General features: G+C 65.1%; 24 protein-coding genes. 7 read left to right on the forward strand and 17 right to left on the reverse strand.

The genetic code is table 11. From position 1 onward, the window contains the following. On the reverse strand, positions 1-262 hold a 262-nt coding region (locus tag BMY22_RS14510; RefSeq protein WP_143068499.1), incomplete at its 3' end, for an IS1 family transposase. A gap of 439 nt (positions 263-701) precedes the next feature. Here BMY22_RS14510 and BMY22_RS14515 point away from each other — a divergent pair. Beyond that, positions 702-1268, forward strand: coding sequence for a hypothetical protein (locus tag BMY22_RS14515; protein WP_143068500.1), 567 nt, complete (start codon positions 702-704; stop codon positions 1266-1268). A gap of 108 nt (positions 1269-1376) precedes the next feature. Here the strand turns inward: BMY22_RS14515 and BMY22_RS14520 are convergent, their stop codons facing one another. From BMY22_RS14520 to BMY22_RS14535, 4 genes are all read right to left on the reverse strand, one after another. Beyond that, positions 1377-2873 (reverse strand): acetyl-CoA hydrolase/transferase family protein, encoded by a 1497-nt coding sequence (locus BMY22_RS14520; RefSeq protein ID WP_090623235.1) that lies wholly within the window; start codon positions 2871-2873, stop codon positions 1377-1379. A 179-nt stretch (positions 2874-3052) separates the two neighbouring features. Beyond that, on the reverse strand, positions 3053-5710 hold the full coding sequence (pepN, locus tag BMY22_RS14525; protein WP_090623237.1) for an aminopeptidase N: 2658 nt from the start codon (positions 5708-5710) through the stop codon (positions 3053-3055). Positions 5711-5780: 70 nt separating this feature from the next. After that, on the reverse strand, positions 5781-6608 hold the full coding sequence (locus tag BMY22_RS14530) for a DUF2797 domain-containing protein (RefSeq protein ID WP_090623239.1): 828 nt from the start codon (positions 6606-6608) through the stop codon (positions 5781-5783). After that, a complete protein-coding gene (locus BMY22_RS14535; RefSeq protein WP_090623241.1) occupies positions 6608-6871 on the reverse strand; it encodes a YeaC family protein in 264 nt (87 codons plus the stop codon). The genes BMY22_RS14530 and BMY22_RS14535 overlap by 1 nt, the downstream gene beginning before the upstream one ends. 289 nt (positions 6872-7160) lie before the next feature. Between BMY22_RS14535 and BMY22_RS25225 the strand changes: the two genes are divergently transcribed. Continuing rightward, positions 7161-7778, forward strand: a complete 618-nt coding sequence (locus BMY22_RS25225) for a cold-shock protein (protein WP_090623243.1) — start codon at positions 7161-7163, stop codon at positions 7776-7778. Positions 7779-7822: 44 nt separating this feature from the next. Here BMY22_RS25225 and BMY22_RS14545 read toward each other — a convergent pair whose 3' ends face one another. The 9 genes from BMY22_RS14545 to BMY22_RS14585 all read right to left on the reverse strand — a co-directional run bounded on the left by BMY22_RS14545 (position 7823) and on the right by BMY22_RS14585 (position 14950). Then, complete coding sequence (locus BMY22_RS14545) at positions 7823-8038, reverse strand: SlyX family protein (protein ID WP_170849385.1); 216 nt, start codon at positions 8036-8038, stop codon at positions 7823-7825. Continuing rightward, entirely contained in the window at positions 8035-8460 is a 426-nt protein-coding gene (locus tag BMY22_RS14550; RefSeq protein WP_090623247.1) for an HIT family protein, read from the reverse strand. The genes BMY22_RS14545 and BMY22_RS14550 overlap by 4 nt, the downstream gene beginning before the upstream one ends. A 108-nt stretch (positions 8461-8568) precedes the next feature. Next, a complete protein-coding gene (locus BMY22_RS14555) occupies positions 8569-9987 on the reverse strand; it encodes an ATP-binding protein (RefSeq protein WP_090623250.1) in 1419 nt (472 codons plus the stop codon). Then, positions 9987-10646 carry a response regulator gene (locus tag BMY22_RS14560; RefSeq protein ID WP_090623251.1) on the reverse strand — a complete coding sequence of 220 codons (660 nt, stop codon included), beginning with the start codon at positions 10644-10646 and terminating at the stop codon, positions 9987-9989. Before BMY22_RS14560 ends, BMY22_RS14555 begins: the two co-directional genes overlap by 1 nt. 18 nt (positions 10647-10664) lie before the next feature. Next, entirely contained in the window at positions 10665-11321 is a 657-nt protein-coding gene (locus tag BMY22_RS14565) for a tetratricopeptide repeat protein (RefSeq protein WP_090623256.1), read from the reverse strand. 35 nt (positions 11322-11356) lie between these two features. Continuing rightward, the gene (locus BMY22_RS14570) at positions 11357-12148 is read right to left on the reverse strand and encodes an SDR family oxidoreductase (protein WP_090623258.1); all 792 of its coding nucleotides are present in this window, start codon (positions 12146-12148) and stop codon (positions 11357-11359) included. Between the two features lie 10 nt (positions 12149-12158). Further along, positions 12159-12812, reverse strand: a complete 654-nt coding sequence (locus BMY22_RS14575; RefSeq protein ID WP_090623261.1) for an iron-containing redox enzyme family protein — start codon at positions 12810-12812, stop codon at positions 12159-12161. Between the two features lie 10 nt (positions 12813-12822). Continuing rightward, on the reverse strand, positions 12823-14283 hold the full coding sequence (locus BMY22_RS14580) for an AMP-binding protein (RefSeq protein ID WP_090623262.1): 1461 nt from the start codon (positions 14281-14283) through the stop codon (positions 12823-12825). Then, positions 14267-14950: a thermostable hemolysin gene (locus BMY22_RS14585; RefSeq protein ID WP_167363745.1), complete on the reverse strand. Its 684-nt coding sequence runs from the start codon at positions 14948-14950 to the stop codon at positions 14267-14269. Before BMY22_RS14585 ends, BMY22_RS14580 begins: the two co-directional genes overlap by 17 nt. 332 nt (positions 14951-15282) lie before the next feature. Between BMY22_RS14585 and BMY22_RS14590 the strand changes: the two genes are divergently transcribed. From BMY22_RS14590 to BMY22_RS14605, 4 genes are all read left to right on the forward strand, one after another. After that, entirely contained in the window at positions 15283-16689 is a 1407-nt protein-coding gene (locus BMY22_RS14590) for a carbohydrate porin (RefSeq protein WP_090623265.1), read from the forward strand. A gap of 169 nt (positions 16690-16858) precedes the next feature. Continuing rightward, positions 16859-17158: a FeoA family protein gene (locus tag BMY22_RS14595; RefSeq protein WP_090623267.1), complete on the forward strand. Its 300-nt coding sequence runs from the start codon at positions 16859-16861 to the stop codon at positions 17156-17158. 7 nt (positions 17159-17165) lie between these two features. After that, the gene (gene feoB, locus BMY22_RS14600) at positions 17166-19013 is read left to right on the forward strand and encodes a ferrous iron transporter B (RefSeq protein WP_090623269.1); all 1848 of its coding nucleotides are present in this window, start codon (positions 17166-17168) and stop codon (positions 19011-19013) included. Positions 19014-19028: 15 nt separating this feature from the next. Beyond that, a complete protein-coding gene (locus BMY22_RS14605) occupies positions 19029-19175 on the forward strand; it encodes a FeoB-associated Cys-rich membrane protein (RefSeq protein ID WP_090623271.1) in 147 nt (48 codons plus the stop codon). A gap of 79 nt (positions 19176-19254) precedes the next feature. Here the strand turns inward: BMY22_RS14605 and BMY22_RS14610 are convergent, their stop codons facing one another. Genes BMY22_RS14610 through BMY22_RS14620 form a run of 3 tightly spaced genes read right to left on the reverse strand, consistent with a single transcriptional unit; the run spans position 19255 to position 21981 of the window. Beyond that, positions 19255-20124, reverse strand: coding sequence for a rhomboid family intramembrane serine protease (locus BMY22_RS14610; RefSeq protein ID WP_208599292.1), 870 nt, complete (start codon positions 20122-20124; stop codon positions 19255-19257). Further along, a complete protein-coding gene (locus BMY22_RS14615; protein WP_208599293.1) occupies positions 20108-21091 on the reverse strand; it encodes a metallophosphoesterase in 984 nt (327 codons plus the stop codon). The genes BMY22_RS14610 and BMY22_RS14615 overlap by 17 nt, the downstream gene beginning before the upstream one ends. Before the next feature lie 2 nt (positions 21092-21093). After that, entirely contained in the window at positions 21094-21981 is an 888-nt protein-coding gene (locus BMY22_RS14620; protein ID WP_090623276.1) for an NAD(+) kinase, read from the reverse strand. 42 nt (positions 21982-22023) lie between these two features. Between BMY22_RS14620 and BMY22_RS14625 the strand changes: the two genes are divergently transcribed. Further along, a complete protein-coding gene (locus tag BMY22_RS14625; RefSeq protein WP_090623277.1) occupies positions 22024-23013 on the forward strand; it encodes a DUF1853 family protein in 990 nt (329 codons plus the stop codon). The last annotated feature ends 1 nt before the right edge of the window (position 23014 follow it).

Below are 23014 nucleotides of genomic sequence, written 5' to 3' on the forward strand. Positions count from 1 at the left end.
GCTTTCGCAGTCGCGCCATCGGTGTACCCGTCAATGGGTTGCTGGTTTTGCCGCAAAACTTGCAGCGATACCGTGGCAGGCCGCCATTGGAGCCCCACGGCTGTAACTCGCTGGACTGACAGTGCGGGCAACTGCTGGGCGTGGCGATCATGTCCTGCGCAAGGCTGCCAGGTGCCGACAGGCATGCCTTCAACTGCTCACGCTGTTCTGGGCTGAGGCTGGAGAGCTGAGCGATCCATCGCGTGAAGTGACTCGCTTTCATAATCCACCTCCCGCATGCGGAGACGTCATGATCAGCTTAGCCTGCTGCAACAGCTAACTCAGACATAGCCTTATTAATCAGACGGCGATTGCAGAAGCTGAGCGCAATACGGCTACTGAATTGAACCGGCCGCACCATGCTGCATCGCTAGCATTTGAATGTCGAAGCGTTTGTGCGGTCGAATGTTTCGATCGCAGACAATCGTACCCGACTGCACCTGAGTACGGATCGACAAGTCCGCCCCCTTGGGAAAATTCACCGAAGTTGTAGGGATAGGCAATGGCCGGTAAACGTCTCGATTTCTGCATTGAAGAATGCTGGATGCTTGATTTGGGTCGCGCCTAGAAGCCTCGGAGGCTTGTCTGCGGATGACCTGGCACAAGCCTGGATGGGGCAGCAAGAGGTCGCCTTCCAAGAGCTTGTCCAACGGGGAGTACTGATGCCCATGGCTCTGTATCAGGATGATGGGTATGTGGTGCGCTTCATTCTCGGAGACCTGGCCGAGCAGGAAGCCGCCGAGTGGACCTCACGCGTCATCTGGAAGCTCGACATTCCCTGTGGCGAGGTCCTGGTTTCCGGTGTGCTCACGCCTGACTTCCAGGAAGAGTTCGCGACCATGGCAGCGGCAGAAACCAACGGGTCGTATTGGGTTGGCGCATACATCACAGTACCACCAGGCGCATACCAGGTTGAGGTCTACGGCTACCCCCCAGGCGATCTCTCGAGCGGTTGGGGAAAGATCACCGCCCCAAGGGTGTTCGGCTCTCACCCTGGCATACAACCTGAAAAACCACTCGAATACTGGCGGCGTACGCGCCCGGACGAGACGCCACCGATCTGGATGACCGACGAGTTCGAAGAAGAAGGGCCATACATAGACTTCGTCATTCGACTTTCGCCGCTGGCAGGCGACATGGCGGAACCGGCCCTTGAAGAGGATGGCTGCCTGCAGTGGGAGTTTCGCAAGCCGGCCATTTGCCCGGCCGGGATTCGCTCCACCCTCTGAGCGGTCGCCAGCGAGGCCCGGTTCCAGAGCGCTTTCCCGGCACTGGCCAGCAAAACGAAAACCGCGGCCCAAGGGCCGCGGTTTTCGGAGTCGAGCGAGCGTCAGGCGTTAGCCTTTGGCCAGCATGCTGCCGCGCTCTTCCAGGTTGATGTGCCACTCCAGGGCTTCGCGCAGGATGTGCGGGGTCTGACCGCCCTTGGCGCAGGCGCGCTCGAAGTAATCGTTCAGCGCAGCGCGGTAGTCCGGATGCACGCAGTTGTCGATGATGGCACGGGCGCGCTCGCGCGGCGCCAGGCCACGCAGGTCGGCCAGGCCCTGCTCGGTCACCACGACGTCCACGTCGTGTTCGCAATGGTCGACGTGACCGACCATCGGCACCACACTGGAGATCGCGCCGCCCTTGGCGATGGACTTGGTGACGAAGATCGAGGTGTGGGCGTTACGGGCGAAGTCGCCGGAACCGCCGATGCCGTTCATCATCTTGGTGCCGCCCACGTGGGTGGAGTTGACGTTGCCGTAGATGTCGAACTCCAGCGCGGTGTTGACGCCGATGATGCCGAGGCGGCGGGCGATTTCCGGCAGGTTGGAGATTTCCTGCGGACGCAGTACCAGCTTGTCCTTGTACTTCTCCATGTTGCCGAACACGCGCTTGCCCCACTCTTCGGAGAGGGTCATGGAGCAGCCCGAAGCGAAGTCCATCTTGCCGGCGTCGATCAGCTCGAAGGTGGAGTCCTGCAGCACTTCGGAGTACATGGTCAGGCCGCTGAAGTCGGACTTCAGCAGACCGCACATCACGGCGTTGGCGATGGAGCCGATACCGGCCTGCAGCGGCAGCAGGCTCTTGGTCAGACGACCGGCGGCCACTTCACGCTCCAGGAAAGCGATCAGGTGATCGGCGATGGCCTGGGTCTCGTCGTCCGGCGGGGTGACGGTGGACGGGGAGTCCGGGGTGTCGCAGATCACCACGGCAGCAATCTTGGCCGGATCGACCGGGATGGCCTTGGTGCCGATGCGGTCGTCAACGTTGATCAGCGGGACCGGACCGCGACCCGGACGAGCGACCGGAACATAGATGTCGTGCAGACCTTCGAGGTTCAGGTTGTGGGCCAGGTTGATCTCGACGATCACCTGCTTGGCCTCGGCGACGAAGCTGGCGGAGTTGCCCACGGAGGTGGTCGGCACGATGTGGCCTTCCTCGGTGATGGCGACGGCCTCGATCACCGCGATATCCGGAGCCTTGATCTGCTTGGAGCGCATCTGCTCGACGGTTTCCGACAGGTGCTGGTCGACGAACATCACCTTGCCTTCGTTGATCGCCTTGCGCAGGGTATTGTCCACCTGGAAGGGCATGCGGCGGGCCAACGCACCGGCTTCGGTGAGCTTCTTGTCGAGATCGTTGCCGAGGCTGGCGCCGGTGACCAGGGAGATCTTGCGCGGCGAGGTGGTGGCCAGCTTGGCCAGCGCCAGGGGTACTGCCTTGGCTTCGCCGGCGCGGGTGAAACCGCTCATGCCGACGGTCATGCCGTCCTGAATCAGCGCTGCGGCTTCGTCGGCGCTCATGATTTTTTCAAGCAGGGCAGGCAGGCGAATACGATCAGAATACATGGGAGCTTCTCGGAATCAGGTTGACGACGATCCGAGTCTCATCCATTTGCGACAATTTGGCTTCCAGACGAAAGTCGCGCCCAGACCAACGTCGAATAGCCAAAACCACCAACGCTCGCACTCGAGCGAAGCGCTTCGGCCCTGCCCTTCCCGCATCCGGAAAGGCAGGGCCGCAAGCTCTAGATCAGGCTCTTGCTGACCACTTCGTAAACGTCGCCGGACAGCTCGCCGGAGGCGAGGATGCGCTCCAGCTCGGCCCTCATCAGCGCCTGGCGGGCCGCATCGTACTTGCGCCAGCGGGTCAGCGGTGCCAACTGACGGGCGGCGATCTGCGGGTTGAGGGCATTGAGCATGATCACCTGGTCGGCGAGGAAGCGATAACCCAGGCCGTCGGCGCGGTGGAAATTGACGTGATTCTGGTTGGCGAAGGCGCCGATCAGCGCGCGCACCTTGTTGGGGTTCTTCAGGGTGAACGCCGGGTGCTCCATCAGCGCCTGCACGCGCTCCAGGCCGCCGGGCAGCGGGCAGCCGGCCTGCACGCCGAACCACTGATCCATGACCAGCGGGTCGTCCTCGAAGTAGTCGGCGAACAGGGTCAGCGCCTGGGCCCTCTCTTGCTCGAACGGCGAGTTGACCAGCACGGCCAGGGCGGCGAGGCGTTCGGTCATGTTGTCGGTCGCCTGGTACTGGTCCTGGCAGGCCGCCAGCACTTCGGGCTTTTCGCTGAGCATCAGGTAGGACAGCGCGATGTTCTGCAGGGCGCGACGAGCGAAGTGCTCGGCCGAAGCGACGTAGGGGCTTTGCCGCGACAGCTCGCGGTTGGCCCGGTAACGCTGCCAGAGCGGCTCGTACAGCGCTTCAGCCAGTTCGCGGCGGGCAAACTCGCGGGCTGCGTGGATGGCGTCGACATCGGCCACTTCGCTGATCTCGATCAGATAGGCCTCGCCCGGCAGGGAGAGCATCTCGGCGACCATCGCCGGGTCCAGGGTTTCGTTCTCCAGCACGCTCTGCAGCGCCGCGACCAGCCGCCGGTCGAGCGCCATGGACTCGCCGTGCTGGCGCTGGCCGACCAGCTCCTGCAACACCTGCACGGCCAGTTGCTGACCGGCCTCCCAGCGGTTGAAGCCGTCGGAGTCGTGCTGCATGAGGAACATCAGCTGGTCGCGGCTGTACGGGTAGAGCAGCTTGACCGGCGCCGAGAAGCCGCGCAGCAGCGACGGTAACGGCTGCTCGGGAACATCGACGAAGGTGAACGACTGCTCGGCGGCGCTCACCGCCAGCACCCGACTGGTGCCACCGGCCTCGGCCTCGCCGGCCAGGCGCAGCGGCAATTCAAGGCCCCGAGCGTCGAGCAAACCCAACTCCACGGGAATCACGAAGGGCTCTTTGTGCGCCTGGCCGGGGGTCGGCGGGCAACTCTGGCGGAAGGTCAAGGTGCAGGTCTTCGCTGCGGCATCGTAGTGCTCGCTGACTTCCAGACGCGGCGTGCCGGCCTGGCTGTACCAGCGCTTGAACTGGGTCAGGTCGACGCCATTGGCGTCCTCCATGGCCTTGACGAAGTCGTCGCAGGTCACCGCCTGGCCGTCGTGACGCTGGAAGTACAGGTCGCTGCCCTGGCGGAAGCCCTTGGCGCCGAGCAGGGTACGCAGCATGCCGACCACCTCGGAGCCCTTCTCGTAGACGGTCAGGGTATAGAAGTTGGAGATCTCCATGTAGGAGTCCGGGCGCACCGAGTGGGCCATCGGACCGGCGTCCTCGGCGAACTGGTGGGTGCGCAGGTAGGCGACGTCCTCGATGCGCTTGACCGTGGCGGAGTTCATGTCGGCGGAAAAGCCGGCGTCGCGGAACACGGTGAAGCCTTCCTTGAGCGACAGCTGGAACCAGTCGCGGCAGGTCACCCGGTTGCCCGACCAGTTGTGGAAGTACTCGTGGGCGACGATCGCCTCGACCCGCTGGTGGGCGGCGTCGGTGGCGGTCTCGGCCTTGGCCAGCACGGCGCTGGAGTTGAAGATGTTGAGCCCCTTGTTCTCCATGGCACCCATGTTGAAGTCGTTGACCGCGACGATCATGAAGATGTCGAGGTCGTACTCGCGACCGTAGGCCTCCTCGTCCCAGCGCATGGAGCGCTTGAGGCTGTCCATGGCGTGCTGGCACTTGTCGATGTTCTCCGGCTCGACGTAGATGCGCAGGGCCACCTCGCGCCCACTGTGGGTGACGAAGCGGTCCTCCACGCACCAGAGGTCGCCGGCGACCAGGGCGAACAGGTAGGCGGGCTTCTTGAACGGGTCCTCCCAGCTCGCCCAGTGCCGGTCGTTGTCCGCGCTGCCGCTGGCCACCGGATTGCCGTTGGAGAGCAGCACAGGGTAGCGCTGCTTGTCCGCACTGAGCCGGGTGGTGAAGGTGCTCATCACGTCCGGGCGGTCGAGGTAGTAGGTGATCTTGCGGAAACCCTCGGCCTCGCACTGGGTGCAGAACATCTTGCCGGACTTGTACAGCCCTTCCAGCGCGGTGTTGCTTTCCGGATGGATGCACACGCGGGTTTCGACGACAAACTCGGCGCACGCCGGCTGTAGGGTCAGGTGGCTGTCGTTCACCTGGTACTCGTGGGCGCCCAGTTCGCGCTCGTCGAGGACCACCGACAAGAGCTCCAGCTGCTGACCGTCCAGCACCAGCGGCGGCAGGCCGGCACCACAGGCCGGGTTGCGACGCATCGTCAGGCGCGCCTGCACCAGGGTGCGGTCCTCGTGCAGCTCGAAGCTCAGGTGGGTCTCGTCGATCAGGTAGTCCGGTGCCCGATAGTCCTTGAGATGGATGGTTTTCGGCTGTTCGGTACGCATCGTTCGGCTCCATCGATACCCGCTCCCCCGTGGGGAGCGGGTGGGGTGGGGGATAAAAACCGGGCCCGGCTCAGGCCGAGACCGCCAGCTGGTACGCCGTGTACTTGCGGATGTTGATCACCCCGACATCGAAGATCAGGTACTGGCCCTTGATGCCCTGCAGGGTCCCCTCGACCACCGGCGTCTTGTCCAGGTCGAGGCTGACGATCTTCTCGGGGTAGGCCTCCACCGGATAGCGGATCTCCAGCGGCTCGGCATCCGCCAGGGGCTGGATCGCCTGCACGCCGAAGCGCGCCTGCAGGGCTTCGAGACCCTCCCCGCAGGTCTCGAAGAGCTGCTCGCGCACGCCCGACAGATCGACCGGCGCGGCCTCGCCCTTGAGCAAGGCGCGCCAGTTGGTGCGGTCGGCGACCTGGCTGCGCAGGAGATCCTCCACCAGCCCGGACTGCTGGCGGGTGGCGACGCGCAGGATCGGCAGCGCCTGGCAGGCGCCCTGGTCGAGCCAGCGGGTCGGCACCTGGCTGGCCCGGGTGATGCCGACCTTGACCCCGGAAGAGTTGGCCAGGTAGACGACATGCTCGGTCATGCAGAAGCGCTCGCCCCAGGCCGGGTCGCGGCAGGTGCCGAGGGCATGGTGACACTTCTCCGGGCTGACGATGCAGCTGTCGCACTGCGGCAGCTTCTTGAAGCAGGGGTAGCAGTAGCCTTGGCCGAAGCTCTTGGCGGTCTTGCGCCCGCAGTGGCTGCAATGGATCGCGCCCAGGTATTCCAGGCGCAGGGGCCTGCCGATCAGCGGATTGACCGGCACCTGTGCCTCGCCAAGGCGCAGGGCGTACTGCACCGGGGCGTCGAGGCGCGTCGCCATCTTGTCCAGTGCGCCGCGTGCGAGCTCGGCCATCAGTGCAGGGTGCCCGAGGACTTGAACAGCGGGTTGGGAATCGGCTCACCGCTCGACTTGCACTTCTGCTCGCCCATGTAGCCGGTGCGCTCCTCCTCCGGCAGGTTCCGGCTCTCCCAGGCGATCATCGCCTGCAGACTCAGCTCCCTCTGCTCCTGGGTCAGCTTGCGGCCATCCGGCCATTTGCCGATCTCCACCGCCAGCTTGAGGCTCTGGTAGATTTCCGGGGTGATGTTCTCGATCATTTCTTTGAAGGACGACATGGACGGCTCCAGCAGGATTCTGCCTGCATTCTAACCCAGAGCCGCGCGGGCTGCCCCGGGCGAAGCCGCCCGGAAAACTGCCGGAAACGCCACGCCGTCCCTGTCGCAGCGCATGAAACATACTCTCCGGCAGGTCGATAATCACCCGTCGCGCAGCATGCGCTCTTTCGCAACCTCACCCGGCCGGAACGGCCGGAAAGCGGGCCGCTCCAACCAGAACCCGGCCCCCCGATCGTCTATCTATTTACCGATCCCGAGCTTTTTCATTCTCACCGTGAGCCCATCGAACATGTTGAAGATCCTTCACCTCGCGACAGGGGGCACGGCCTTGGTGCTGTCGTTCGCTCCCGCCTTCGGCAGCGACGCCCTGCCCTTCCTGCAACAGGCCGATGCCGTCTACCTGAACCTGTTCGGCCTGCTCAACCTGCTCCAGGCGCCCAGTGCCGAGCGCCTCGCACGCCCGGCGCAGCGGCTGGTCTCGACGCTACTGGTGCTGGGCGCGCTGCTCCAGGCGTCGATTCTGCTGGTGCCGCTGGAGCGCATCGGCGGACAACCGGCCGTGCTGCTCAGCCTGTCCTGCGCCTCGGCCGCCGTGCTCCTGCACCTAGGCCTTGACCTGGGCCGGCGCGCCACGGCGCGGCAAGGCCGCTCCCAGGCCGTCCAGGGAGCGGACGAGGGGGAGTGGAGCGAGCGCGAAACCGGCACGGTGAAGTGGTTCAACACCACCAAGGGCTTCGGCTTCATCGCCCGCGATACGGGGGAGGATGTGTTCGTGCACTTTCGCGCCATTCGCGGCGAGGGGCCGCGGGCGCTGATCGAGGGGCAACAGGTGGAGTTCAGCGTGATTCGGCGCGACCGAGGACTGCAGGCCGAGAACGTGGTCGCCAAACCACGATTCCGGCACTGAGGAAAAGCCCGCGGTCCGGCCGGATCGCGGGAGCAACGATCGGATCAATAATGGGGCGGCGGCGCCTCGTCGTCGTCCACCGAGCCGAGTTCGCCCAGCAACTCCTCCTGGCGCTTGGCCAGGGCCTCCAGCTGCAGCTGCAGCCGCTCGACCACCCGCTGCTGGACGACCAGCACGTCGTTCAACGCCTGAATGGTGTCGTCCTGAAAGGCCAGGCGGGTTTCCAGATCGTTGATGCGCGTTTCCAGATTCATGTTCATTCCTCGATGAAGCGGAAGTCCCCGGTCAGCACCAGGCGCAGCTTGTCGCGAATGGCGGCCACCTGTTCGGCCGAGTAGGGCTGCGCCGGATGCCGTCCCCATACCGGGGTCGGCCAGGCGGCGTCGTCGCGCCGGCGCACGATGACGTGCATGTGCAGCTGGGCGACCACGTTGCCCAGGGCAGCCACGTTCATCTTGTCGGCGCCGAAGGTATCCTTGAGGGTTTCCGCCAGCTCGGTGGTTTCCTGCCAGAAAGTCCGCTGGTCTCCGGCATCGAGCTGGAACAGCTCGACAATCTCTTCCCGCCGCGGCACCAGAACGAACCAGGGGTAATGGGCGTCGTTCATCAGCAGCAGACGGCACAGGGGAAAATCGCCGATGGGTAGGGTGTCCTGTTGCAAACGTGAATCCAGGGCGAACATGACCGCTCTCCTTGTTCGGCTTCCGATTGGATCTTAGCAAGCCGTTGGAAAATTACCGTACCCGCTCATCACGCCACAGCGGGCAGTTCGAAGGGCTACGCAGCATAGCTAACGGGGCAGATAAACGGAAACCTCCAGCCCACCGAGGGGCGACTCGCCCAGGGCGATCTCGCCGCCGTGCAGCTCCACCGCCCGACGCACGATGGACAGCCCCAGCCCGGCGCCCTGGCCGCCGCCCTCCCGGAAGAAGCGCTCGAAGACCTTTTCGCGCAGCGCCGGCGGGATCCCCGGACCGCTGTCCTGCACGCGCAGCAGCAGGCTGTCCGCCGCGGCCTCGAGCTGCAGCCGGACGCGCCCGCCATCCGGGGTGTACTGCACGGCATTGGCGACCAGGTTTTGTACTAGGATCGCCAGGCTGGGCGCGTCGCCGCGCAATTCGTACCCTCCCGCACCGGAGGTTTCCAGGGTCAGCTCCTGCCGCTTGGCCAGCGCCAGTGGCGTCAGCTCGGCCAGCTCGTCGCGCAGGAGCACGGCCAGGTCGAGGGGGATCATATTGAGCTGCACCGCCGCCGGCTCCAGCCGGGCCAGCGCCAACAGCTGCCCGACCACCCGGGTCGCCCGCTCGACGCCCGGCCCCAGCTGGCGCAGTGCCTCGTCGCGGTCGGCCGGGTCCGGCGCCTCGAGGGCATTCTGCGCATGAATGCGCAGCACCGCCAGCGGCGTGCGCAACTCGTGGGCGGCGGCGGCCAGCAGCTGGCGCTCCCGCTCCAGCAGTTGGGTCACCTGCAACAGCAGGCGATTGAGCGCCGCCATCACCGGCTCCAGCTCCCGCGGCAAAGGCGCCAGCAGAAGCGGGGCCAGGTTGTTCGGATCGCGCGCCCGGATCAGACCGACCATCCGTTCAAGCGGGGTCAGCCCGCAGCCGATCGCCAGCCAGACCAGCAGAGCCAGCAGCGGCAGGCCGACCAGGTCCGGCAGCAGGCTGCGCTGGGCGATCTTGCCCGCCAGTTCGCCGCGCACGTCCTCGCGCTCGCCCACCAGAATCCAGCGCCGGTCGATCCGGTCATGGAGGGCGAAGACCCGCCAGCGGAACGGCTCCGTCTCCAGCAGGTGATAGCCGACCAGGCGCTCGTCGGCCAGGGCCGCCGGCACCTCCGCCAGCAGACCGGAGAACAGGGTATGCGCGGCGCTCGCCGAATGCAGCAGCAGCCGGCCCTGTTCGTCGAACACCTGGAAGGCCAACTTGCCTTCGTAGCGATGGCCCAGCGACAGCGCCCCGTGCCCACCCGGCAGGAACTGCAACCCCAGCGCCTCGTCGAGCATGGCCTGCACCTCCTCGCGCTCGCGCTCGGCCATCCCCCGGCCGACCAGCCCGGCCAGCATCCGGGCGGTCTGCGCCAGCTGGGCATCGAACAGCTCTTCGATCTCGTGCTGGGCATCCCGATAGCTCTTGTAGGTGATCAGCGGCAGGGAAAGGCTCAGTACGCCCAACACGAGGGCCAAGGTGCGGGCGCGGATCGAGCGCATCAGGGCTTGTCCACCATGTAGCCGACGCCGCGCACCGTGCGGATCAATTCGGGAAAGAGCTTCTTGCGCAAATGGTGGACATGCACCTCCAGGGCGTTGCTCTCCACCTCCTCGTCCCAGCCGTAGAGCGCCTGCTGCAGCTTGTCGCGGGTCAGAACCCGCCCCGGCTGCGCGAGCAGTTCGTGCAGCAGCAGGAACTCCTTGCGCGCCAGGGCGACCTCCCGCCCCTCGTAGCTGACCGCCTGGCTCTGCGGATCGAGACAGATGCCGCGGTACTCCAGCGCCGGTTGCGGACGGTTGAAGCTGCGCCGCAACAATGCCCGCAGCCGCGCCTTCAGCTCGGCGACATCGAACGGCTTGACCAGATAGTCATCGGCACCGGCATCCAGCCCGGCGATACGCTCGCTGGTCGCATCGCGTGCGGTCAGCACCATCACCGGCAGCGGATGGCCCGCGGTGCGCAGGCACCGGAGCACCTCCAGCCCGTCCAGCCGCGGCAGACCGAGATCGAGCACGCAGAGGTCGAAGCTCTCGCAGCCCAGCGCATGCAGCGCGCTGGCGCCGTCCTGCAGCCAATCGACCGTATATCCCTCGGGCTTGAGCGCAGTGCGGATGCCCTCGCCCAGCGCCACGTCGTCCTCCACCAGCAGAATGCGCATGCCCTTGCTCCGTCTCCCTTATTTCAGCTCGACGCGGACCTTGCCGAGCAATGTTTCGATTTCCTTGTGCCGACCGGCGTCGGCGACCTCGCGGCCCGGCCGCGGCGCCGCCGCCAACGCCCTCTGCAGCGCCTCGAGCGCCTCGGGGTAGCGCTTCTGGCGGAACAGGAAATCGCCGTAGAAGTAGTTCGGATCGATGCCCTTCGGGTTCAGCCCCAGGGCCTGCTTGAGCAGCGCCTCGGCGCGCTCGTCGTCGCCGAAGCCGATCGGCCAGCCCGGTACCTGATAATACAGACTGCCGAGGCTGGTGTAGGCCGAACCGTCGAGCGCCTTGGGATCGGTCGCCAAGGCCTGCTCGAGGCTGGCGCGGGCCTGCTTGGCCAGGTCCAGCGCGCCCAGCCCGCCCTTGGCGCCGGCCCAGGTGCTGAGGACGATGCCGCGCCAGGTCAACAGCTCGGCCGAGTTCGGCTCGCTCTTGAGCGCCGCCTCGGCCTCGCCGGCAAGACGCTCGAAGGCCGCTTCGCGTTGCGCCTCGGGCAACTGGTAGTTGATCTCGGCCCAGCGGTTCTGCAGGTGCCGCAGGCTCTGGGTGCCCGCCTCGCTGAGAGCGAAGCCGGGCAGACTGCAGAGCAGCGCGCCGCCCAGCAACAGGCCGCGCAGGATGGATTTCTTCATGGGGTGACTCCGTTCGGTAGGGATGGGGCCTTCGCTCAGGACTTGCCGCGGGCAAAGCGCTGAATGATCGGCAGCTGCTTGCGCAGCGCCTGGTCGACGACCCGCGGCAACAGGCTGTTGAGACGCACGAAGAACTTCTCCGGCCAGCCGATATAGGTCTCCTCCTGCTCTCGCAGGATCGCTTGGGCGAGCGCCTCCGCCACCGTCTGCGGGTCGTCCATCGCCACCTTCAGTTCGTCGTTCATCGCGATCACGTCACTGGCGTTCATCCCCGTGTTGGTTGCCCGCGGTGCGATGTAGAGTACCTTGACCTCGGTATCGGCCAGTTCGCGGCGCAAGGACTCCGAGAAACCGCGCACAGCGAACTTGCTGGCGCAGTAGGCACTGAAACCGGGGTAGCCGAGGGAGCCGAAGGTCGATCCGATATTGACCACCAGAGCACGTGGTTGCAGGCGCAGCAACGGCAGCAGGCGATGGGTGAGTTGCAGGGTAGCGGTGACGTTCAGCCCGATGATATTGGCGATTGACCCCTCGTCCTGATCCTCCAGCAGGCTGAAACAGTTGACGCCGGCGGCATTGATTAACGTATTCAGCCCACCGAAACGCCGGGCTGCCGCCAGTACCGCCTGGCGCCCCTCCGCCTCGGCGATGTCCGCCTGGACGATTTCCAGCTGCGCCGGATAGCGCTTCAGCAGGGCCTGCAGGGGCTCGGCATGGCGGCCCACCAGCAGCAGCCGGGCATCGCCCTCGCAGAGCCGGGTGACCAGCGCCTGACCGATGCCACCACTGGCTCCGGTGATCAATCCTCGACAATCTGACAACTGCATATTTCTCTCCTTAAGCCGTCAACGGCAAACTGCGAAACATGTCGCCGTACAGGCGATAGACCACCTTCGCGGTATGTACCACCGCGGCTTGATCCTGCGCGTCGTCCAGGCGATTCATCAGCCCCCTGAACAACTCGATGTGGTCGAGATCGAGACTGCCATGGGAGGTCAGGTAGCTGAACGCCTGCGCCGGCAACCCCAGGGTTTCTTGGAGGGCTCCGGCGGCGCGGGTGGCGATGGCGACACTGGTGCCCTCGAGCACCTGGACCATCCCGAAGAAGCTCGCCGGATTGCCTCGCTGGATGCGGTCGTAGACGTAGCTGACCATCAGCTCGGTAGGCAGGTTGGGCGTGGCGTGGCGCACCGCCTCGGCGTCTCCGCCGCAGGCGCGGATGTCGTTGAGAATCCACTCCTGGTGGCCGTACTCCTCCTCGATGTACTCGGCGATCGCCTCGCGCAGCCATTCCAGCCGCTCCGGCAGACGCGCGCCGCAGGCCATCAGCAGCGGCACAGTATGCTTGACGTGGTGGTAGGCCTGGCCGAGGAACGCCAGGTAGCTGGCCAGCGCAAGCCGCCCCTGCAGGGCCTCCCCGATGAGCGGCGCCGCCAGCAGGTAGTCGCGCTCGGCAGCGGTCTGCTCCTGCAAGCTCGTATAGAAATCCATGGTGTCTCCTTCAAACGTCATGGGCGGCCAGCACTCCCTCGATGGCCGTCCGGTAATGCTGAAACAGTGCCGCCCGGCGCAAACGGCCATTGGCGGTGGCCAGGCCGTTGGCGGCGCCGAACGGCTGCTCGGCGCGCAGCCAGTGGTGGACGCGGGCATAGTCCGGCAGGCCGGCATTGACCCGCGCCACGGCCTGTGCCAAGGCCTCGTCGGTAGTATCGGCCGTGCGCGGCTGCAGCACCGCCACGTTGGCCGCCTGCGCCTCGCCGTGCAGCCAGGCCAGGGCGATCGGCAGTTGCTGCACCAGTTCGGCCTCGACCCACTCCGGATTGACGTTGCGTCCGAAGGCGGTGACGAACTGGTGCTTCTTGCGCCCGTGCAGGACCAGGAAGCCCTCCTCGAAATGGCCGAGATCGCCAGTGCCCAACCAGTCGCCGGTCGGTGCCGGCTCGCCGAGGTAGCCGAGCATCCGCGCGCCCCGCACCTCTACCTCGCCGTCGGCGGCCAGGCGCACCTCCAGATGCGGCAGGGGCCGGCCGACGGTGCCGATGCGGCGCTGTTCGGGGGTATTCAGGCAAACCACCGAGGCGCACTCGGACAGTCCGTAGCCCTCGAACACCGGCAGGCCGAGGGCCTCGGCGCGCTCCAGCAGCTGCGGCGCGACCCGCCCGCCGCCGACCGCGACGAAGCGCAGGGAGCCCGGCAGCGGCAGACCGCTTTCCAGGGCTGTCACCCAGGCCAACAGCAGCTGCGGCAGGAGGATCAGGCTGTTCGGCCGGCTGCGCTCGAGCGCCCCGAGAAAGCACGGCAGGTCGAAGCGGCTGGCTCCTTCGAGACCCACCCGGGCCAGCGGCGCCAGCTCGATCAGCGCCCCGCCCAACAGCAGCGCGTAGAAGCCGGCGACGTTCTCCAACAGGACCGCCAGCGGCAGCACGCACAGGTGACGCTCGACCCCGCTCGGCCCGCAGACCTGCCAGAGGCTCGTCGCCACCCGCAACTGCAGGTCGGCGCCGAGGCAGACGCCTTTCGGCTGGCCGGTGGTACCGGAGGTGTAGGTGATCTTCGCGGTCCCCGTCGGCAGTTCGGCGACCTGCGGCGGCCGACGCTGCGCGAACCCCTCGGCCAACGGCTCGAAGCCCAGCGGCGCATGGCGGGAAGGATCGGCGGCGATCAGCGTATCGACGCCAGCACTGTCCAGCACATGGCGCTGCTGGTCCGGGGAAAAGAACCCCGGCAGCGGCACGCAGACGACCCCGGCCCGCAGCGCCGCCAGATCCCACAGCACCCACTCGATGCCGTTGTCCAACTCCAGCGACAGGCGCTGGGCACCGATTCGCCGCAGGTAAGCGGCCCGCACTCCGACCTCGTCGAGCAACTGGCGGTAATCCAGCCGGCGCTCGCCCTCCTGCAGCGCCGGTCGCTCGCCCTGGGCCGCCAGGGTCTGCCAGAAGGACTCAACCACAGGCGACATCGGCAACCTCCTGGTACAAGGGCCGGTAAGCGAAGCGCTGGTGAAGGCCCAAAAACTGCGCGCGGTTGTGAGGATCGGTGATATTCGCCGCCATGACCTGGGGATGGGTGTCGTAGTAATGCCCCCAGTCGGCCAGGTCCGCCCCCATGCGGGCCGGGTCCGCCAGCCCCAGCTCGACCATCGACAGGTCCAGGCGCCCGAAGCTGTTCAGCAGCATCGCCGTCCCAGTGAAGACGACCCAGCGAAAGCCCTGGACATCCAGCAGGTCGGTCAGGGCGGTAATCATCAGACGCGCCCCACCGGGGCCCCGTGCGGCGAAATTGCCCACCTCGACGATATCCCTGCGCGCGACCGCCAAGCCCGTACGCTTGCTGATAACGCTTTCGATGGGTTCGTCCAGATAACGCTCGAGAAACAGCCCCTCGGTATCGTCGGCGGGACGCAGGCCAACCACGGCCTGCACCTGCCCGACGTCATCTTCGAACCCTAGCAGGCAGGGCATGAAATGGTGGATGCGCGCCGCGTAATAGTCGACGAAACGGGCACGAATGAAGGCTTCCAGCTCGCGACGGCGGGCGGAATCAGGAGATTGCTTGACCAGGTGCACACTCAGCGGTCGCTGGCGACCGATCAGCGCCAGCGGTTCGTGCTCCCATGACAGCTCCATCTTGCGGACCTCGGGGGACGTGTAGGGGATGGAGGCATTCTCGTCCCCCCAGCCTTAACAAACGCTTAAGTCTGTATAAGACCGGCAGAACTTGCCCGGAACCGCTCGGGGAGCCACACCGCATACGCCACCGGACGTACCCGGCTTGCGCACAAGCACAAATAAGAAATATTCTTTAACAAAAATCATAAGCAGGTAGATTAGAACTACTCTTCTCCTCCTCAGGGCTTCACTGCGACTGTAAAAGGTTTAGCGTGCAGAATACTCTTGGCGCTCTCCGCCCCCATCGGCCAAATCGACCATTCGCCCTCCCCAACTCCCGCGTAGCACGGATGCTGGGCATCGGCCTGTTGAGCATTCTGGGCGGCACGAGTACGCCGGCGCAGGCGCACACCGGCACCGTCGCGCCCGAATCGGCCGAAGAAGTCCATCTGGATACCAGCGGGAACCTGCTGGGGGACATGCTCGGTTTTCGCCAGTGGCTCTACCGGCACGGTGTGACGATGCATATCCAGAGCGACGATGAGCTCTGGGTCAACACCAAGGGAGGAACCCGGCAACACGGAACCTACGACGGCGTGGGCACCGTGCAGATCGACGTCGACCTGAACAGGCTCATCGGTCTTGAAGGGGGGGTGTTCAACGTCAGCTGGCTCAATATCCGCGGCCGCTCCATCACCGCGGACCAACTTGGCGACTACAACCCCATCAGTGGCTACGAGGCCTATCGATCCAATCGCCTGCTCGAGCTCTGGTATCAGCAGAGCTTTCTGGATGACCGACTGGACGTGAAAATCGGCCAGCAGGCGCTGGATAATGAGTTTCTCATCAGCGATTACGCCAGCCTGTTCATCAACTCCAACTTCGGCTGGCCCATGGCGCCCTCCATCAACCTCTATTCGGGCGGCCCCTCCTGGCCGCTGGCCTCGCTGGGCGTCCGCTTTCGCTACCGGCCCACCGACCAGCTGTCGTTGCTATTTGCCGCCGCCAACGACAATCCGACCGGCCACAGCTTTTATAACGAAAAAGATCCCTCCAACCAAAGCGTGCATCCACACGGCGACAACTTCAATCTAGACACGGGCGCCCTGCTGATCAGCGAGGCCCAGTACAACCTCAATCCACAGCCGGAAGGCCTGACTAACGCCAGTATCGACCCCGGCTTGCCCGGCACCTACAAAATCGGCGGCATGTACGATACCGCTCAATTCGCGGATCAGCGCTACGATAAAGACGGCAAGCCGCTGTCCTCGCCCGATAGCTCGGGCATCCCCAAAGAACATCGGGGCAACTGGATCTTTTACGCCATCATGGATCAAATGATCTGGCGACCCTCATTGGCCTCCCCCACTTCGGTGGGTGTATTCGCGCGCGTGACCAGCAACAGGAGCGACCGAAATGTGGTCAGCTTTGTGGCGGACGCAGGGTTTAATCTGACAGCGCCCTTCAAAAACCGAGAAAACGATGTCTTCGGTATTGGCTGGGGTATGGGGCACACGGGAAGCAAAGCCAGGGATGCCGATCGGGATGCCCGCTCATATGCGGATGGCTATTATCCTATCCGTCATGACGAGCATCATATTGAAGTCACTTATCAAGCACAGGTTACGCCGTGGCTCATTATCCAACCCGACTTTCAATACATCCATAGGCCCGGTGGTGGTGTGTTGAACGAAGAAACAGGCCACAGGCTACACGACGAAACCTTATTTGGCCTGCATACCCGCGTCATATTCTGAAGCACCACTTCGATCAGGTGTTGCCTGCCACGAACTAAGCAGCGCAGTGCAACTCTTTCGGACGCACTATTTATCGATTGAATTATGAATTAGGCAGAAAGCTTGCATCAAACGGATGACTGCTGCTAGCCTAATAAGAATCAATTGCAGTTATGAGGCGTAAGCAAAAATGCACAGTAAACTCACTGAAGGAGTTGCCTTGCCATCCGCCCACACCCCGCTGCATCAGCTCCCCAAAGGCGCTAAAGCCACGATTGTGGACATCGTCTCCCACGCGGTGTTTGGCGATATGGATGAGCAGGTGACGTTACGGCTGAAGGAGTTGGGTTTTTTGCCCGGCGCCATGTTGCAAGTCATCGGCTTTGGCCTGTTTGGCTCCGATCCGGTTGCCGTACGCATCAATGGCACCAAGTTTGGTTTGCGCCGAGCCGAGGCCGAGAAAGTCCTCGCTACCATTCACCCCATGTGACGCCCTTATGTCTCAGTCTGTTTTGCACTTTGCTCTGGTGGGCAACCCCAATTGCGGGAAAACCGCACTCTTCAACTGCCTGACCGGCGCCAAGGCCAAGGTAGCAAACTACGCCGGTGTCACCGTAGAAAAGCGTAGCGGCCCACTGGCGGGCCTGTCCCGCCCCGCCGAACTGATCGACCTGCCCGGCACTTACAGCCTGTACGTGGCCTCGCCCGATGAGCAGGTAGCGCGCCGCGTGATCCTCGGCGAGATGGCCGGCGAGGTGCGTCCCGACGTGCTGGTGGCGGTCATCGATGCCACCAATATCAAACTGGGCTTGCGTCTGGTGCTGGAGCTGAAAGCGCTGGGCCTGCCGATGGTTCTGGTGCTCAACCTGGCCGACGCAGCACGCAGCCGTGGCATCAACATCCGTACCGAACTGCTGGCCGAACGCCTGGGCATGCCCGTGGTGGAAACCGTCGCCGTGCGCAAGAACGGTGTGGGCGACCTGCAGACGGCGCTGCGCAGCCTGGCCGCTAGCGTGCAGACGCGCACGGGCAACCTCAGCCTGCCCGAACGCAGCGAAGCAGTTGAGTCCGTGTACGCACGCATCGACGCCTTGTTGGCTGAGTGCGTCGATGCGCCGGAGTTCACACCGCGCTGGCAAGACAAGCTGGACGCACTGGTCATGCATCCGGTACTGGGGGTGGCGATTCTGGCGGCCATCCTGCTATTGATGTTCCAGGCGGTGTTCGCTTGGGCAGCACCGGTGATGGACGGTATCGAAACCTTGGTCGGCTGGTTGGGCGAGCAGGTCGGTGCACTGCTGCCGGCCGGCATCCTGCACGACTTTGTGGTGGACGGTCTGATTGCCGGCATGGGCAGCGTGCTGGTTTTCCTGCCGCAGATCATCATCCTGTTCGCCTTTATTCTGGCGCTGGAAGACTCCGGCTACCTGCCACGCGCAGCCTTCTTGCTGGACCGCATGATGCGTGGCGTTGGCCTTTCCGGCCGCTCGTTCATCCCGCTGTTGTCCAGTTTTGCCTGTGCGGTACCCGGCATCATGTCCACCCGCTCCATCGCCAACCCGCGTGAGCGCTTGGTCACCATCATGACGGCGCCATTGATGACCTGCTCGGCGCGCTTGCCCGTGTATGCGCTGGTGATCGGCGCCTTCATACCGCACCGCACGGTTTGGGGCCTGTTCAATCTGCAAGGGCTCACCCTGTTCTGCCTGTATATCGCCGGTATCGCCAGTGCCGCGCTGGTGGCGTGGATCACGCGCCAGCAACAGGGGGAAGGCAACTCCTTCCCCCTGTTGCTGGAGCTGCCCAACTACCGCTGGCCCAACCTGTACCACTTTCTAGTGGGGCTGAAAGAGCGGGCATGGATTTTCCTGAGCCGCGTGGGCACCGTCATCCTCGCGCTGTCCATCGTGCTCTGGTTTCTGGCGACCTTCCCCCATGCACCGGAAGACGCCACGCTGCCGGCCATCGAATACAGCTTTGCGGGCATGCTGGGCAAGCTCATACAGCCGCTGTTCGAGCCACTGGGCTTCAACTGGCAGATGTGTATTGCACTGATTCCGGCCATGGCTGCACGCGAAGTGGCGGTCAGCACGCTGGCTACCGTGTACGCGGTCAGTGGCGGTGAGGATGCGCTGGGTAGCTCGCTCGCTCATAGCTGGACCGTTCCGGTGGCATTGGCTTATCTGGCCTGGTTTGTGTATGCGCCGCAGTGTCTGTCGACCATTGCCGTGGTAAGGCGCGAAACCAACTCGGTACGGGCCACACTGATATTTACCGGTTACCTGTTTGCGCTGGCCTATGTCGCTGCACTACTGGTGCGGCAACTCTCGGCAATCTGGCTGTGAAAGAGGAGGTGAAATATGGCAGGTCAATGGATACAGGATGCCATCGTCGGGCTAGTGGTGGCGTGCGCGGTACTGTACCTGCTGCGCAAGTATCTGCCGCGTCGCCGCAAGGCCGCAGGCCGCGGCAGCTGTGGGAACTGCTCTGGCGGTAAGTGCCACTAAGTTGGTCTCGCCGAAGCCTGGCCTAGCTACGGCATCATAGCCGGCAGCCAGAGCCCCCCCGGCTGCACCGGCTGCGCGTTCAGCCTCGCCGACGCGCCCAAGCCCCGCCGATGACGCCGGTCAGGCAGCCGGCGAGCAGTCCGGCGACATGCGCAGCGTTGGCAATAGCGCCCAGCCCCAAGGCGCTGACCAGCCCGGACAGGCAGACCAACAGCCAGACCAGCATCATCACCACCACCCCCGGCGGCAGACGATAGGCCGCATCGGGCGAGAGCCGGTGGAAGATCCAACAGTGTCCAAGCAAGCCGTAGAGCACGCCGGACAGGCCGCCGAACAACCCTGGGCCGCCGAACAGGTATTGCGCGGCGTTGGAAGCCAAACCGAACGCCAAGGTCAGGAGCAGCAGCATCAGGCTGCCCTGGCGCGCCTCGATGCGCCGCCCCAGCTCCCAGTACCAGAGCGAGTTCATCGCCAGGTGCAGCCAACCGAAGTGGAGCAGCATCGGCGTCAGCAGACGCCACCACTGCCCCACCGCGAGGCTTTCCGTCAGGGGCACGAAATACAGGTAATCGCCGCGGATATGGAAGGCCTGGAAACTCAGCCAGCCGACGGTGGCGAGGTTTTCCCCAAGCAGGGTCAGCGCCGCTACCAGCAGGGTCGCCAGCAGCATCAGCGAGGTCAGCGGACTGTGACGCAACTGGCGGAAAACGCCGGACGCACCGGGCGCGCGACGCGGTGCCGCGGGCGTCAGCCCCTGCGGATCGCCCTCGGGAAAGCGTGCATAGAGCAGGTTCACCTCTTGGGCCAGACGGGGATCGGGAACCCAGAGCACCTGCTCGCCGCCATCCTCGCTGACCCGGTGAGGCACGCCCAGGCGCCGCAGCAGGGCGACGAAACCACTGAGATCGGTCCCCAGTGGCAGGCGCAGAGCTTCAATCGCTGTATTCATGGGGAGCCTCCGGGCGCTCCACCTCGACCCAGGCGAACTTCTGGGGATCGAGCTGGGTTTCCTGGTCCAGCCGGTAGGCCACTAGCTTGCCGAACATCACCGCGCTGTAGTCGAGGCAGGCCAGGTTGGGACGGATCAGCGTCGGCTGCCCGTGGCGCCAGTAATGTCCGACGAACAGCGGCGGCTGCTCGGGACCATAGGAGGGCAGCTCGGTCCTGTGCACCGGGGAAATCGGCATCTGCGCGACCGGCTCGGGCAGCGGGTCCGGCTGGAAGACGATGTCGCCGTAGGTCTGCGGCTGGTCCGCCCAGAACTTGGTACGAAAGGTCTCACGGCTGAGCCCGTCCCGCCCGGTCAGCGTCATGCCATGGGGCAGGCGCATGTTGATGCCGCGCAGCAGACGTTCGAAGACCTGATGGGCGAAACTGTCGGGCAGCGCGGAGGCCTTCAGGAAAGGCTCGTCGATCCGGCCATCCGGGTATTGCTGGCGCAACGGATCGATCAGGCTGGCGTCCCAGCAGGCATGCACGACCCGGAAGCGACCGGCGTCGACGAACAGCGGCAGCTCGTAAAACCAGTCGAGAAAGGCCCGCCAGTCGCCCGGATGGTTGGCGAACTGCGTCAGGGTCTCGTGGATCAGGTGCTCGTTGCGCGGGGTGTGTTCGCGCACGTGCTGCAGGCCGCTTTCGGGCGGCGCCTCGGTGGACCAGCCCAGCAGGTTGTATTCGTGGTTGCCCATGACGCACAGCGCCTGGCCGGCCTCGACCATGCCGCGCACCAGATGCAGGGCCTCGCGGATGCGCGGACCGCGATCGACGATGTCGCCGACGAACAGCGCCAGCCGCCACGGATGACGCCACACGCCGCCCTGGCGCCGATAGCCGAGACGCTCGAGCAGGGCCTCCAGGCTATGGCCGCAGCCATGCACGTCGCCGATCAGATCGTAGCTGCGCGCAGGATCCAGCAGCATCAACTGCCACCGCCCAGACGACTACCCCAGCCCAGCTTGGTCCGGCACACCTCGTAGTAGTTGTGGTCCAGCGGATGGATCAGTTGCAGCCGCTGCGGCTTCTTGCTGATGGTAACGATGTCCCCGGGCGAACAGGTGAAATGGTTCTGCCCGTCGCAGGACACCTGGGGGTAGATGTCCATCTTCGGCGAAACCACGATCTTCAGCTCGCTGTTGCCGGCAACCACGATCGGCCGGCTCGACAGGGTGTGCGGATACATGGGCACGATGACGATGGCGTCCAGCTTGGGATGCATAATCGGCCCCCCGGCCGACAGGGCATAGGCGGTGGAGCCGGTCGGCGTGGAGACGATCAGGCCGTCGGACTTCTGGCTGCAGACGAACTGGCCGTCGATGTACAGCTCGAACTCGATCATCCGCGTCGACTTGCCCGGATGCAGCACCACGTCGTTCAGCGCATCGCCCTGACCGATCGGCTCCAGCTTGCGGCGCACCTGGGTTTCCAGCAGGAAGCGGCTCTCCACGGTGTACTGGCCGTCGAGCACCTCGGCGACCCTGACCTCCAGCTCGTCGGGACGGATGTCGGTGAGAAAGCCCAGGCTGCCGCGATTGACGCCCAGCACCGGCACCTTGTAGCGGGCCAGGGCGCGCGCCGCGCCGAGCATGCTGCCGTCGCCGCCGACGACGACGACCATGTCGCAGACCTCGCCCAACTGCTTGCGCGAGGACACCTGCAGGCCATGCCCGGGCAGCAGTTCGGCGATACTTTCGTCGAGGATCACGTGCAGGTGCCGGTCCAGGAGAAATTTCTTCAGTCGGCGGATGGTATCCACCACTTGGGTACTGCCCAGGCGACCGATAATGCCAATATTGCGAAAGTGCTCCATGGGGCTCCTGCGGGGGGCTGCGATTACAGGCAAGAGGCGATTATGCGGGAAAGCCGGGCAGAGCGGCAAACCACCCCCAACGGGGGGGAAACGGGACCTTTCGGCAGTCTCGCCGATCTCCCGGCGTGCCTTCGCCTGCCCCAGGTGCGCGACTTGGCCTGGACCCTGCTGTCGCCGCCCCTGCTCGCTGCGGCGCCCTGGCCGCAACGCCATCCGCTGGCTGCCAGCCGCTGGGCACGCGAGCCGGGCGGCCTGGCCGACTGGCTGCGGGCGCTGGACGCCTGTAGCGCTCCGCTGGACGCCTGGCTGGCACAGCACCCAACGCGCCGCTTGGGCCTCTACTACGAGCGGCTCTGGCAGTTCGCCCTGGACCGGGCGCCAGGAGTCCGACTGCTCGCCGCCAATCTGCCGATTCGCCTGGGCAGCAGCACCCTGGGCGAACTGGACCTGCTGCTGCAGGATGCCGAAGGGGTGCATCACCTGGAGCTGACGGTCAAGCTCTACCTCGGACTGGCAGCAAGCGCCGGCCGCGATCCGACCCGATGGATCGGCCCCGGCCAGCATGACCGGCTCGACCTCAAGCTGGAGCGCCTCAGCCTGCATCAGCTGCCGCTGTCGAGCACTCCGGCGGCACAGGCCATTCTGAGCGAACTCGGCATCGCGGACCCGCAGGCCAGCTGCTGGTTCGGCGGCTATCTGTTCTATCCCTGGCCAGATGGCTGCCCCTCCCCCGTCGACGCCAATCCGGCGCATCTGCGCGGTCGCTGGCTGGTCCGGCACGACTGGCCGGACTTTCTTGCCGCCAGTCCCGAGGGTCGCTGGCAACCCCTGCCCCGCCATGCCTGGCTGGCGCCGACCCGACTCGAGACGGCGGACCTCTGGACGAAGGAGAGACTGGATGCCTGGTACGCAGGGCAGGAGCCTGCAGCACCGGCACAGCTGCTGATCCGACTGACGGCGAGCGAAGCCGGCGAGTGGTGCGAGGCAGAGCGGGTATTCCTGGTCGGCGATGCCTGGCCGGACACGGCCTAGA

It is taken from the genome of Azotobacter beijerinckii (assembly GCF_900110885.1).
Lineage (GTDB): Bacteria > Pseudomonadota > Gammaproteobacteria > Pseudomonadales > Pseudomonadaceae > Azotobacter > Azotobacter beijerinckii.